The sequence below is a fragment of the Pseudomonadota bacterium genome (assembly GCA_008501635.1).
In the GTDB taxonomy this organism is placed as follows: domain Bacteria; phylum Pseudomonadota; class Gammaproteobacteria; order QQUJ01; family QQUJ01; genus QQUJ01.
Map to the genome: position 1 here is coordinate 131,150 of QQUJ01000023.1, position 12,278 is coordinate 143,427.

12 protein-coding genes and 1 pseudogene are annotated in these 12,278 nt (G+C 60.8%); 7 read left to right on the forward strand and 6 right to left on the reverse strand.

All coding sequences use genetic code 11. The annotated features are described in order from the left end of the window. Positions 1-38: 38 nt before the first annotated feature. From DWQ09_15090 to DWQ09_15100, 3 genes are all read right to left on the reverse strand, one after another. Positions 39-1,664, reverse strand: coding sequence for a formate--tetrahydrofolate ligase (locus DWQ09_15090; GenBank protein KAA3626908.1), 1,626 nt, complete (start codon positions 1,662-1,664; stop codon positions 39-41). 207 nt (positions 1,665-1,871) lie between these two features. Further along, positions 1,872-3,050 carry a CoA transferase gene (locus tag DWQ09_15095; GenBank protein ID KAA3626909.1) on the reverse strand — a complete coding sequence of 393 codons (1,179 nt, stop codon included), beginning with the start codon at positions 3,048-3,050 and terminating at the stop codon, positions 1,872-1,874. Between the two features lie 36 nt (positions 3,051-3,086). Further along, positions 3,087-3,617, reverse strand: a complete 531-nt coding sequence (locus tag DWQ09_15100) for a hypothetical protein (protein ID KAA3626910.1) — start codon at positions 3,615-3,617, stop codon at positions 3,087-3,089. A gap of 204 nt (positions 3,618-3,821) precedes the next feature. On the opposite strand from DWQ09_15100, the gene DWQ09_15105 reads away from it, so the two are divergent. From DWQ09_15105 to DWQ09_15120, 4 genes and pseudogenes are all read left to right on the forward strand, one after another. Continuing rightward, positions 3,822-4,190: a terminase gene (locus DWQ09_15105; protein ID KAA3626911.1), complete on the forward strand. Its 369-nt coding sequence runs from the start codon at positions 3,822-3,824 to the stop codon at positions 4,188-4,190. Between the two features lie 21 nt (positions 4,191-4,211). Further along, positions 4,212-4,710, forward strand: a pseudogene (locus DWQ09_15110) (hypothetical protein). Positions 4,711-4,908: 198 nt separating this feature from the next. Next, a complete protein-coding gene (locus tag DWQ09_15115) occupies positions 4,909-5,466 on the forward strand; it encodes a hypothetical protein (protein ID KAA3626912.1) in 558 nt (185 codons plus the stop codon). 144 nt (positions 5,467-5,610) lie between these two features. Beyond that, entirely contained in the window at positions 5,611-5,844 is a 234-nt protein-coding gene (locus DWQ09_15120; GenBank protein KAA3626913.1) for a hypothetical protein, read from the forward strand. A gap of 27 nt (positions 5,845-5,871) precedes the next feature. On the opposite strand, the gene DWQ09_15125 is transcribed toward DWQ09_15120, so the two are convergent. Further along, positions 5,872-7,356: a M20/M25/M40 family metallo-hydrolase gene (locus tag DWQ09_15125; protein ID KAA3626914.1), complete on the reverse strand. Its 1,485-nt coding sequence runs from the start codon at positions 7,354-7,356 to the stop codon at positions 5,872-5,874. Further along, on the reverse strand, positions 7,310-7,891 hold the full coding sequence (locus DWQ09_15130; GenBank protein KAA3626915.1) for a DUF1043 family protein: 582 nt from the start codon (positions 7,889-7,891) through the stop codon (positions 7,310-7,312). Before DWQ09_15130 ends, DWQ09_15125 begins: the two co-directional genes overlap by 47 nt. 109 nt (positions 7,892-8,000) lie before the next feature. On the opposite strand from DWQ09_15130, the gene DWQ09_15135 reads away from it, so the two are divergent. Then, positions 8,001-8,699, forward strand: a complete 699-nt coding sequence (locus tag DWQ09_15135) for a glutathione S-transferase family protein (protein ID KAA3626916.1) — start codon at positions 8,001-8,003, stop codon at positions 8,697-8,699. Positions 8,700-8,932: 233 nt separating this feature from the next. Here the strand turns inward: DWQ09_15135 and DWQ09_15140 are convergent, their stop codons facing one another. After that, positions 8,933-9,145, reverse strand: a complete 213-nt coding sequence (locus DWQ09_15140; GenBank protein KAA3626917.1) for a hypothetical protein — start codon at positions 9,143-9,145, stop codon at positions 8,933-8,935. Positions 9,146-9,477: 332 nt separating this feature from the next. On the opposite strand from DWQ09_15140, the gene DWQ09_15145 reads away from it, so the two are divergent. Continuing rightward, positions 9,478-9,960 (forward strand): YajQ family cyclic di-GMP-binding protein, encoded by a 483-nt coding sequence (locus tag DWQ09_15145; protein KAA3626918.1) that lies wholly within the window; start codon positions 9,478-9,480, stop codon positions 9,958-9,960. Between the two features lie 55 nt (positions 9,961-10,015). After that, on the forward strand, positions 10,016-11,929 hold the full coding sequence (locus DWQ09_15150) for an ATP-binding cassette domain-containing protein (GenBank protein ID KAA3626919.1): 1,914 nt from the start codon (positions 10,016-10,018) through the stop codon (positions 11,927-11,929). Positions 11,930-12,278 lie beyond the last annotated feature (349 nt).

The window sequence follows — 12,278 nt, forward strand, 5'->3', positions numbered from 1 at the left end:
TCTCGAGCGCGCCGCCAGTAGGGTTGGCGGCATCCGCACTAAATCCCCACCACCTCCCCCTCTGCGGAGAGATCGATATGATGCGCGGCCGGCTGTTTCGGCAGTCCCGGCATGGTGACGATATCGCCGGTCAGCGCCAGCAGATAGCCCGCGCCAGCCGAGATGCGCACCGATTCGACCGGCAGCAGAAAATCCCGTGGCTTGCCGTGCCGGGTCGGGTCGCCCGACAGCGACAGGTGGGTCTTGGCGATACAGACCGGCAGCTTGTCGTAACCGAGACCCGCGACCTGCTCCAGATCCTTGCGCGCCAGGCGGCTGATCTCGAGACCGGCGGCACCGTAGATGGTGTGCGCCACGGCGGCGATCTTCTCCTCCGGCGTCTGCTCCAGCTCGTAAAGAAAACGCGGCGTGTGCGCCGGGCGATCAGCGGCGTCGACAACGGCCCGGGCCAGCTCCTCAGCCCCCGCGCCGCCTTCACTGAATGCGGTGCATCGCGCCACGCTCAGGCCGCGCGTGCGGCACGCCTTTTCGATCAGTTGCATCTCCGCGTCAGTATCGTCGGCAAAGCGGTTGATGGCGATTACGGGCTCAAAGCCAAAGACGCGCACGCTCTCCACATGATGATCGAGATGTTCCAAGCCGCGCTCGATCTCGTGTAGCGGGCCGCCATTACCCAACTCGCCGCCGCCGTGAATACGCAGCGCCCGCGCCGTCACCACCAGCACCACCGCGCGTGGCCACAGGTTGGCGCTGCGACATTTGAGGTCGAAAAATTTCTCCGCGCCCAGATCGAAACCGAAACCGGCCTCGGTCACCACGTAGTCGGCGCAAGCCATGGCGGCCTTGGTGGCAACCACGCTGTTGCAGCCGTGAGCGATGTTGCCGAAGGGACCGCCGTGGACGAACGCCGGCACGCCCTCGCCGGTCTGCACCAGATTGGGCAGGCGTGCATCCTGCAACAACGCGGCCATGGCGCCGCTGGCCTGCAGCCGTTCGGCGGTGACCGGATCGCCCGCGCGGTCGAATCCCACCAGAATATTACCCAACCGCGTTTTGAGATCGGCGATGCCCTCGTGCAGACAGAGGATCGCCATCACCTCCGAGGCGGCGGTGATATCGAAGCCGTCCTCGCGCGGCACGCCGTTCAGCCGCCCGCCCAGGCCGATCACCGTCTTGCGCAGCGCGCGGTCGTTGACGTCCAGCACCCGCCGCCAGAAGACCTGGCGATGCTCCAGATCCAGTTCGCTGTGCGAGTGCACCGCATTGTCCACCAGCGCGGCCAACAGGTTGTGCACCGAGGTCACCGCGTGCATATCGCCGGTGAAGTGCATGTTGATGCGACTGGAGGGCTCCAGTGTGCAGCGCCCGCCGCCGGTGCCGCCGCCCTTCATGCCGAAGATCGGACCCAGTGAGGGCTCGCGCAGCGCCAGCGCCGTCCTGCGCCCGATGCGCTTCATCCCCTGCGCCAGCCCCACCGCCACCGTCGTCTTGCCCTCGCCCGCGCGTGTCGGATTGATCGCCGAGACCAGTATGATCTTGCCCGCCAGATTCGCCTCGGGCGCCGGCAGCGCGTTCATGCCCACCTTGGCCATGTGCTCGCCATAGGTCATCAGATCGGCGGGGGCAAGGCCGAGATCGGCGGCGACATCGACAATCGGGCGCATGGAGAAATCCTTTACGAAGAGTTACCCCCTGAGGGTAGAAGGCAAAACCAAGATTCGCGAGATTATGGTTGTCACCCGTTCGCCGCGCCATCCAGACACCTCCTGCGAACCCCCCGGCCCCGGCAGACCGGGTCAGCGCAGCATAACCTCTTACCTTGCGAGCCGTTGCAGGTCGGGTCAGCGCAGCGTAGCCCGACTAATACCCCCTCAAACCACACCCGCTTTGCGCAACGCCTCCACCTCCGACCGCGAGTACCCCAGCTCCGCCAATATCGATTCCGTATGCTCGCCCAACGCCGGAATCGCATCCATGCGCGGATCGAACGCGCTGTTGCCGGCGGGAGGCAATAAAGCGGGTAGCGCCCCGACGGGGCTCTGCACCTCACGCCAACGATGGCGGGCTGACAGTTGCGGGTGATTCCACACCTCCCCCATGGCATTCACCCGCGCATTGGCAATGCCCGCGGCGTCCAGGCGTTGTACGACCGCCTGCGGCTCCAGCGACATGAATACCTCCTCGATGATCCCCCGCAGCTCGTCGCGATGGGTATTGCGCAACGAATTGCCTGCGAAACGCACATCCCGAGCCAGTTCCGGACGTCGCAGCACATCGTGGCAAAAGCACGCCCACTCGCGCTCGTTCTGCACGCTGAGCAGCACCTGTTCGTCGTCGCCGGTACGAAAGGGACCGTAGGGAAAGATGGTTGCATGCTCCGCCCCGCTGCGCGGCGGTGGATCGGCGCCGTCGCTGGCGTAATAGAGCGGAAAGCCCATCCACTCAGCGAGCGCCTCCAGCATCGACACCTCGACATGACTCCCCTCCCCGGCGCGATCCCGCAGCCGTAGCGCGGCGAGGATGCCCGAGTAGGCGTACATCCCTGCGGCGATATCGGCGACGGAGATGCCCGCCTTGGCCGGCGCACCCGCCGTGCCGGTGACCGAGAGGAGTCCCGCCTCCGCCTGAATCATCAGGTCGTAGGCCTTCTTGTCGCGATAGGGGCCGTCGGGTCCGTAGCCGGAGATATCGCAGACGATGAGTCGCGGATGCCGTTCGCGCAGCGCCGCCGCCGTCAGCCCCAAGCGCTCGGCCGCCCCCGGCGCCAGGTTCTGCATGAACACATCGGCGCGCTCCAGCAAACGCAGCAACACCTCACGTCCCCGCGCTGTCTTCACGTCCAGCGTCAGGCTCTCCTTGGAGCGATTGGTCCAGACGAAATGCGAACAGAGCCCCCGCACCCGCTCGTCGTAGCGGCGTGCAAAGTCGCCCGACCCCGGCCGTTCGATCTTGATCACCCGCGCACCCAGGTCGGCGAGATGACGCGTCGCCAACGGCGCGGCGATGGCGTGTTCCAGCGCGATGACAGTGATGTCATCCAAGGGTTTCATGGGATGCCCCTATGATTTTTTGCTCGTGCGTTGGCTTCAGTTGGCTTGCAGTCCGGCGAAACGCGTCAGCTTTGCCCGGGAGACCCGCCAGTCGCCGCTCTCAACACGCAACTCCATTGCCAGCGTAAACAGATCGGCATTGGCGTCGACCACAGCCAACCACCCTACCGGATCGTCGCGCAGCGTTTCCAACGCAGGGAAGAGTTGCTCTTTATTGACGATCAGAAAGTGCAGGGTTGCGCTGGCCTGCCGCCTGTTCTCGGCCAACGTGATCGATGGCCGCGGATGATGGATACGAAAATTCCCGTAGCGCTTCATGCCCACAAATAGAAAGCGCTTTGCCTCGTTGCGCGGGTAGTTGCCTGGTTCGGCCAGGAAATCATCGGTCGACAAGTCCAGCACGCCACCCAGGTCATGAGCCTCTGCATACTTCACGCCTGAGGCGATCAGTTCCTGAATAGCGGTTTCCTCATCGCTGCGCGTGCAGGCGGAGAGAGCCATGACCAGCAGCACCAATCCAAGGACATAGGCACTGAATGACAGCGCAGACTGCGGTAATCGATTCATCGGTTTCAGCACGTAGCGGTCGGTGTAGGATTCACCAACCTTCCCGTATCTGACAATAGCATCCTGGCGGGACAGCTTACGGATCTTTCCCCTTAGGGGCGGGGCAGGATCGAGATCCCTATAGTCTATATTTCGATTACCAGCAGGCTGATGCGGGGCCGAGCATTTGTGGTCGGTGTTTACGTCACCCAAATGGAATCCTTTATGAATCTCAGCGAACTGATGGCATGGCAATGGAAGACGTACCCCGAGAATCACCGCAATCGGGCGAATCTACTAACCCACATCTTCGCTGTTCCGTTGTTTTTGGCGGGTAATATCGGCGTAATCGTTGCTCTCACCAAAGCCTCGGTGTTGATCGGTGTTGCCGCTCTGGTGATTATGGGCCTGGCCATGGCGCTGCAGGGCCGAGGACACGCGCTGGAGCGGGTCCCGCCCAAACCTTTCACCGGGCCGGGCAATGCCCTGGCGCGCATCTTCGCGGAACAGTGGGTGACCTTCCCCCGCTACGTGCTGTCGGGCGGATGGCAGCGCGCACTACGCGCAACCAACGGATCACCACTGGCACCCTGACGGACCAGACGGAGCGGGCAAATGAAAATCAATGCGCTACCCAAATACGATGCCGGCGATAACCCCACCGGCTGTTGCCCGCGCTTCAAGCATGAGGATTGGGACGCTCAGGAATTGCATTTCAAGGACAAATTATTCGTCGAGGCCAGCAACCGCTGCCCGTTTCATATCCCCCTCAACATGGGCTCGGTATTTCCCAAGACCTTTGCCGCCATCGAGCAGGCCGGCGCGCACAGCACCGATCAGCTCATCGTGCTTTCGCCCGACCCCTCGGCCTGGAAGGGTAAACACCAACCAAGGAGGTGCCCGGCCAGGAGATGGTCCGCCTGAGCGGCGACTTTCTGACCAAGGTTTTCGAAGGCCCTTACAGGGATGTACCCAAATAGGAGAAGCAGATGGAGGAGCTTGTTCATGGTCAGGGGAAGCGGATGGAAAAGACCCGCTGCTTCTACACCACCTGCCCCAAGTGCCCAAACATTATGGCAAGAACTACGTGGTCGCCGTGGCAAGGGTGCAGTAGTTCGGCTTCAGGCAAGCATCGCCCAGGATCCGTTGAACCGATGAGATCGCGTAGCCGACCCAACATGCAGACCCCTAGCTGTTCATATCGTCGTGTCGAGTTGTCTCGATCTCACTCAGGGACTACTCAGCAGGAAAAGTAGCAATCGGGCCTGTCGGAATCAACCGATTGAGTGTTAGCGCCCTGTTCAGTCAAACCATGGAGGTGGCCATGAACATCAAGCAGTTTACAACCGCAATCGCGATGAGCTTATTTGCCTGCAGCACCATGGCGCAGATCGCCATCCCGCCCAGCAAGATCGGGCCGAACACCATCAATCCCAATCTCAAGCGAGATTTACAGAAAGAAGCCATGCCCAAGAAGCAGAAGCGGGCGATAGAGCAGGCAGCCAAACCTCGCAACCGGGTCCAGCGCGGTAGCCTGAGTGTTTACTCGGTTCCGTTCGATACTTGGTGCACAGAGACCAGCGAGCAGACTCAAGGGCGTGTCACCTTGGTTTACGACTGGCCCGGTGAACGCAATACCACCACGCTCGATGTGATACTTCGGGTGCGAACGCCGGCCGGGCGCACGCTCGACCAGCGCACGCGAATCTACGGAGGGCGCACCGGCCTCGAACTGATCAGCGAGACCCTGGACTTCAACCACAACGATGTCTGCCCGAGCGGCTGCGTACAGGCACGGCTTGTGCCCATCACAGCGGCCGACAGCAATCGCGTCGATCAGCGTTGGATGCGCGCCTGTCAGGCACGTTAGCTTGTTACTTTTTGGATTGCGCACGATAGGCTATTGGCGTGATATATCGGCATTGATGGACGAAAACGCCGGATGCGCGAAACGTCCCTGGTGAGGGGATTGTTCTGAATCCGCACTCGCTGCGGCTGACTATCGCGCTAGCGTATGCGCCAGAAGAGACCAGGAATTAGGCAGACAGTGCTACTAGCGCTTGTCGATTGCGCGACTTCTACAATCGCGTGCAGCAACCGGCGGCTATATGGGGGCTTCAAGGCCGGCAGCAGAAACGAGTGCCTTAAATTGCCCGCTTCGCAACAGCAGGAGTGCATGGATCGCTACGGCGTCGGCTATGACCAATACTGGCGCGAGAAAGAGAAGCTGGAAAGTGGCGCCGGATAGTTCAACCCACGCTCCGATTGCTGCCCATCACTGCGCAGCATCAGGGCTTTGATTGGCGTGATCCGCAATCAACCGCGCCACGCAACAGGTAAGTCGTTTGGCGGTGGGAATATGCAGAAACTCGTTGGGGCCGTGGGCGTTGGCCTGGGGGCCCAGCACACCGGTGATAACGAACTGGGCAGCGGGGAACCGCTCGCCCAACATGGCCATGAAGGGGATGGTGCCACCCTCGCCCATGTACACCGCTTCCTTGCCGAAGCAGGCCTGGGAGGCCTGCTGCAACGATTCTTCCAACCAGGGCGCCAGCTCCGGCGCCTCCCAGCCGTCCGCGACCATGCCAGGCTCGAAACTGACCCTGGCGCGGTAGGGCACCTGGTCGAGCAGCAGCGACCCGAGGCGCTCCAGCACCTCCGCAGCGTCAACACGCGGCGGCAGACGCAGCGACAGACGCAGCGCTGTGTAAGGACGCAGCGTGTTACCCGCCGAGACCAGCGCGGGAAGCCCGTCAGCCCCGGTCACCGACAGCGCGGGCCGCCAGGTGCGATTAAGGATCAGCTCGGCAGGATCCTCGCTGAGCGGCAGCGCGCCGGTTTCGAAGGGAAAGCGCTCGAAGATCGAACTGCCCAACACTTCGGCGGCGTGCTGCGCCTGTTGCCGACGCGGCGCCGGGATGGGCACGCGGCAGAATTCGGGGAGGATGTCGCCCGACGCTTCGTCTTCCAGACGGCTCAAAAGTCGCCTCGCGATGCGAAAACTGGAAGGCACGATGCCACTGGCGTCGCCCGAGTGGACCCCCTCGCGCAGGATACTCACACTGAGATCGCCCGAAACGGCGCCACGCAGCGACGTGGTGAGCCAAAGCTGGTCGTAGTTGCCGCAGCCCGAATCGAGGCAGATCACCAGATCCGGCTGCCCGAGACGCTCACTTAGCGCCGTAATGTAATGGGGAAGATCGTAACTGCCGCTCTCCTCGCAGCACTCGATGAGCAGTACGCAACGGGCATGGGGGATGCCCTGCTCACGCAACGCGCGAATCGCCAGCAGCGAGGCGAAGACGGCATAGCCATCATCGGCACCGCCTCGCCCGTAAAGTCGATCGCCCTCCAGTACCGGCAGCCAAGGACCAAGATCCTCCCGCCATTCGCCCATCTCCGGTTGTTTGTCGAGATGCCCGTAGAGCAGCACACAGCCGTCAGCCCTGCCGGGCACCTCCACCAGCAACAGCGGGGTACGCCCCTCGAGCCGCGCCACCTCCACCTGCATGCCGGCGATGGGTTGGCTGCGACACCAATCGGCGGCCAGCTGCACAGCGGCCTCCATGTGACCGTTCTCCTCCCAACGGGGATCGAAATGGGGCGACTTGTTGGGAATGCGGATGTAGTCCATCAACCGGGGCGTGATCCCGGTGTCCCATTCACGTCCTACGAAGGCCTGAAGCGTTGTGGTGTCCACGGGTGGAACGGTCTCAGTGCAGCGTCTTGTCGCGATCTTCCTCCTCGCTCTCAGCCGCATAGTCGAGGGGGGCGCGCGGTTCTTCCGGCGCCGGCTGCTCGCTCTCGGTGTCGGCGGAGACCTCGGGAGCCTCTTCAGATTCAGCAGGTTGGCGCTCCTCGGGGGCGGTTACCGTGGTAGCCTCCCCAGCCGTGCCCGCGGCGTTCTCATCGACCTGCTCCAAGCCTGGATCACCCTCGCGCGAACCGGCCTCGGGAGTTTCGGTCGTGGATTCAGGGTCGCCCTCTTCAAGCAACGGAGCCGGCTTCAGATCGAGCAGTTGCCCACCCTCGCCGCACAACCGCGACGCACCCACGCGCAGCTTGTCATAGACCTGGCGGTAGCTCTCGGTCATCGCATTGACCGCTTCCGCCGTATCGCGGAAATGGTCGGCAACCTCGCCCTTGTAATCGCTGAATTCCTTCCTGGTCTTCTCCAACTCCTGCTGCAGCTGCTTCTCGCGCCCACTTTCGGCGCCAAAGATGCGGACCAGAAACCCGCCCAGCAGCGCGCCGCCCAGCAGCAACACCACGCCTGTTACCCAATCCAAACCCATCAGTGCCACGTCGCGCCCCTCTTTAGCAGATCTCAAATCGATGAGGATGCAGTATACCAAGCCCCATTTGCTAATCTTTAGTGCACCTGCTTAACGATTACTTGCCGCCATGCGCCTCACCGCGAAACCGCTACAACTCTACAGTGCGCAGGTTTGCCCCTTTGCCCAGCGTACCCGTTTGGTGTTGAGGACCAAGGGTCTCGACTTCGAGATCAACGAGATCGACCTCGACAATCCTCCTGCCGACTTTCGTGAAATCTCGCCCTCTGGCAAAGTGCCATTACTGGCCCACGAGGGGAACCTCATTTGGGAATCGACCATAATCAACGAGTACCTGGAAGAGCGTTTTCCCACGCCCGCGCTGATGCCGGCTACACCTGGCGAGCGCGCTCGGGCTCGCATCTGGATCGATTACGCCAACAACCAGTTCGTACCCCTGTACTACAAGCTGCTGCTGGCTCAGGCTGGAGAAGAGCAGGACAACCTTTCCGAGCGACTCACTCAGACGCTTCTATACATGGAGACGCAAGGCCTGGCCCATGCGCAGCCCTATTGGATGGGCACGCAACCCGGCCTGGTGGATTTCGCCTTCTATCCCTTTTTTGAGCGCTTCTGCGTACTGGCTCATTATCGGGCATTCGCAATCCCGCCATCGTGCCGCCAACACGGGCTCTGGCTGAAGAAGATGGCGGACCTTCCGGCGGTCAGCGAGTTGGCCAACCCGGTCGAGTTCTACATCGAGCGCTATTCACGCTACGCCAATGGCACCGTCGGTAACGACACCGCGCGGGTGATGTGCGAGAAATAGCTTAGGGAAGCTCTGATTAAGCCTGTTTAGAGGAGAGTGTTGTTCAGAAGCGGCAAGTTCAAGGCGGAAAGTGCAGCTAATAACCCGCTATTGCCAAGCTTTTCAACATCGAAATCGCCGCTTCCGGGCAACAGAATCACTGAACACGACCTGATCAGAGGTTCCTTAAGGAATGGCGCAGAAAGATGCCGGCTTGTTTCACCGGCATGAGGAGGAGGGCAGAACTGAAACTATCAAACGGCTCTATCGAGCCTCTCACTGTAACGATGGCATTCGTAACACTGCTTGGTAGGAAGCACCTGTGCGATCTGCGGCACCTGCTGCCCGGTGTCGGTCGAAAATGCCGCCGACAACACCATGCCTATAAAGATGCCGAAACCGATGCAGCCGGTAACGATGATGAAACTGATCATGCCGAACCCCTTTCTGGTGTAACGGGCGGGCATTCCTCTTAGCGAATCGGTGCTCTCCTAGCTTACAAACCTCCCTGCCACGCCAAGGAAAAAGCCTTTATTTCCCCTAAGTTGGGCAAGGTTTATCTCAACTTACCGGAAGAGGCTAGCCCTAAATTACTGATCCAGCAACTCAATTATCGAATAATTCACTCGACTATTGTTGATCTTTGTCACAAAACCGTAATCGATTCTTCCATTTTTCCAGCCGGACATTTCCAGATAGCCGTTATTCAGGTGCTTGGCCATAGGGAAACACGCCTCGCAAAACCCCCCTGCCCTGCGTAAAATCCCAAGCCCGCAAACCGCACAGGAGAACCATCGGCATGCCCTCATTCGATGTCGTATCGGAGATCGACGAGCACGAATTGACCAACGCGATTGACCAGGCCAATCGCGAAATCGGCAACCGTTTCGACTTCAAGGGCAGCAGCGCCCGGGTGGATCGCAACGCTTTTGAGCTGACGCTGATCGCCGACGCCGAGTTTCAGGTGAAGCAGGTGGATGATGTATTGCAGAAAAAACTGGCTGCGCGCGGAATCGATCTGGGCTGCCTGGAAATGGGCGAGATCGTCATGAGCGGAAAGGAGGCGCGGCAACTCGTCAAGGTGCGCCAGGGTGTCGACAAGGACCTCGCCCGCAAGATCGTCAAGCTGATCAAGGATTCCAAGCTTAAGGTCCAGGCCCAGATACAGGGCGAACAGGTGCGCGTCACCGGCAAGAAGCGTGATGACCTGCAGGAGGTGATTACGCTGCTACGCGGCGCAAAACTCGAGCTGCCGCTGCAGTACATCAACTTCCGCGACTGACAGCCCACTCTCAATGCCGTTTTGACAGTCGAGCGCTGCGCTTGTCGCCCACCTTATGCTGACACTCTCTGACATCGCTCTCTATCGCGGGCCGCGCTGCCTGTTCGAAGCGGTCAACCTGACGCTCTATGCCGGTCAGAAGATCGGGATAACGGGTCGCAACGGTACCGGGAAATCGAGTCTCCTGGCCCTGATCCGTGGTGAATTGCACGCCGATCGCGGTGACTGCACGCTGCCAGCCGACGTGCGTATCGCACATGTTGCGCAGGAAACGCCGGCCCTTGCGCGCGGCGCGCTCGAGTACGTCATCGATGGCGACAGCGTGCTGCGGAAAACTGAAACGGCACTGCTGGCCGCGGAGCGCGCCAACGACGGCGAGCTTCTCGCGCACCTCCATCACGACTATGAAGTGCTGGGAGGTTATACGGCACAGGCCCGCGCAGCGCGGCTGCTGAACGGTTTAGGTTTTGCACAGCCGGATTTGCAGCGCCCGGTGAAGGATTTCTCAGGCGGCTGGCGCATGCGACTGAATCTTGCTCAGGCGTTGATGTGTCCTTCGGATCTCCTGCTGCTCGATGAACCGACCAATCATCTGGATCTCGATGCCGTAATCTGGCTCGAGGATTGGCTCAACAGCTACTCCGGAACCCTGCTGCTCATTTCCCACGATCGGGATTTTCTGGATCGCATCGTGACCCACGTGGTGCACATCGAAGCGCAGCGTCTGCGTCTCTACAAGGGCAACTACTCCGAATTTGAACGGCAGCGCTGCGAACAGCTCATGCAACACCAGGCGCTGTACGAGAAACAACAGCGCGAGATCAAACACATTCAGACGTTCGTCGATCGGTTTCGCGCCAAGGCCACGAAGGCGCGCCAGGCGCAGAGTCGACTCAAAACCCTGGAGCGCCTCGAGCGTATCGAAGCGGCGCATATCGACTCGCCGTTTCATTTTGCGTTTCGCGAATCGGGGGAACTCCCTTCCCCGTTGTTGAAAATCGAGCATGCCAGCGTCGGTTATCGACCTGAAGCACCGGTGATCAGAGACTTGAATCTCACCCTGCAACCCGGGCAGCGGCTCGGCTTGCTGGGGCGCAACGGCGCCGGCAAATCGACCTTGGTCAAGTTGCTGGCCGGCGATCTGCAGCCTCTGAGTGGCGAGGTGCTGCCGGCGAAAAAGCTGCGTGTCGGTTACTTCGCACAACATCAACTGGAACAACTGCCGGCCGACGAGAGCCCCTTCCGAGCGCTGCAACGTATCGCACCCGATCAGAGCGAGCAGTCGCTGCGCGACTATCTGGGTGGCTTCGACTTCCGCGGTGATCGGCTCACCGAGCCGTGCGGCACGTTCTCAGGCGGGGAAAAGGCGCGCCTGGTCTTGGCGCTGATCGCCTGGCAGGCGCCCAATCTGCTGTTGCTCGACGAACCAACCAATCACCTGGATCTGGAGATGCGCCACGCGCTCAATCGCGCACTCCAGAACTACCAGGGAGCACTGGTTCTGGTCTCGCACGATCGTCATCTGCTGCGCGCCACCACCGACGAGTTTGTTCTTGTACACTCGGGCAACGCCCATCCGTTCGACGGCGATCTCGAGGACTACCGCCGTTGGGTGACCACCGAGCAGGCCAAAATCGAAGCTCCGCGAACGGCAGAGGCAACCGGAGACAACAGTGCAACAAACCGCAAAGCTCTGCGTCGCGACGCCGCCGAGCTGCGTCAGCGACGCAAACCCCTGCTCAATGAAATTCACAAGCTCGAGCGTGATCTGGAACGCCTGAGCCACGAGAAAAAAGAGCTCGAAAAACTCCTCGCCGACCCCGATCTGTATGGCGAGAACAGCAAGGACGCGCTGAAAAGAACCCTGATGACCCAGGCGCAGCTTGAACGCGATATCGCGACCGCCGAGCAGCGCTGGCTGACGCTGCATGAAGCACTCGAGGCGTACGACCTCCAGGAGACGGTCTGAGCCCTTCCTTCGTGAACGTGGGAAACCCGGGAACCCCCGCCCGTATCAATCCGCCCTTTTCCACCGTAGCGCGAGCCTCCGGCCACCCGTGAGCGGATACCGCTTACCGGAGGTTCTAGAACCTATGGAACGTCTGAATAAGTGATGCAAACCAGCACGGCCGATTCAATATGTTTGTGTTTTTCATCATAAGGAGCGTTTGCAGGCAGTATTCGGCTCAATATGGGCCGTTTTCTAGCCGTTTTGTGCGCCGTTGCGGTTTATCAGGCGCACCAATCCTATGTCGGGCATCGCAATCGTCGCCGCGCCAGGTACAGATTGGTCAATGCACTCAGTACAAACAAGGCAT

What these genes read in the sequence shown, in the direction of transcription:
- DWQ09_15100 (KAA3626910.1), bottom strand. Translation starts at nt 3,617, where the DNA reads ATGAATCGATTACCGCAGTCTGCGCTGTCATTCAGTGCCTATGTCCTT.
- DWQ09_15150 (KAA3626919.1), top strand. Translation starts at nt 10,016, where the DNA reads ATGCTGACACTCTCTGACATCGCTCTCTATCGCGGGCCGCGCTGCCTG.
- DWQ09_15115 (KAA3626912.1), top strand. Translation starts at nt 4,909, where the DNA reads ATGGAGGTGGCCATGAACATCAAGCAGTTTACAACCGCAATCGCGATG.
- DWQ09_15145 (KAA3626918.1), top strand. Translation starts at nt 9,478, where the DNA reads ATGCCCTCATTCGATGTCGTATCGGAGATCGACGAGCACGAATTGACC.
- DWQ09_15130 (KAA3626915.1), bottom strand. Translation starts at nt 7,891, where the DNA reads ATGGGTTTGGATTGGGTAACAGGCGTGGTGTTGCTGCTGGGCGGCGCG.
- DWQ09_15095 (KAA3626909.1), bottom strand. Translation starts at nt 3,050, where the DNA reads ATGAAACCCTTGGATGACATCACTGTCATCGCGCTGGAACACGCCATC.
- DWQ09_15125 (KAA3626914.1), bottom strand. Translation starts at nt 7,356, where the DNA reads ATGCGGCTGAGAGCGAGGAGGAAGATCGCGACAAGACGCTGCACTGAG.
- DWQ09_15120 (KAA3626913.1), top strand. Translation starts at nt 5,611, where the DNA reads ATGCGCCAGAAGAGACCAGGAATTAGGCAGACAGTGCTACTAGCGCTT.
- DWQ09_15135 (KAA3626916.1), top strand. Translation starts at nt 8,001, where the DNA reads ATGCGCCTCACCGCGAAACCGCTACAACTCTACAGTGCGCAGGTTTGC.
- DWQ09_15140 (KAA3626917.1), bottom strand. Translation starts at nt 9,145, where the DNA reads ATGCCCGCCCGTTACACCAGAAAGGGGTTCGGCATGATCAGTTTCATC.
- DWQ09_15090 (KAA3626908.1), bottom strand. Translation starts at nt 1,664, where the DNA reads ATGCGCCCGATTGTCGATGTCGCCGCCGATCTCGGCCTTGCCCCCGCC.
- DWQ09_15105 (KAA3626911.1), top strand. Translation starts at nt 3,822, where the DNA reads ATGAATCTCAGCGAACTGATGGCATGGCAATGGAAGACGTACCCCGAG.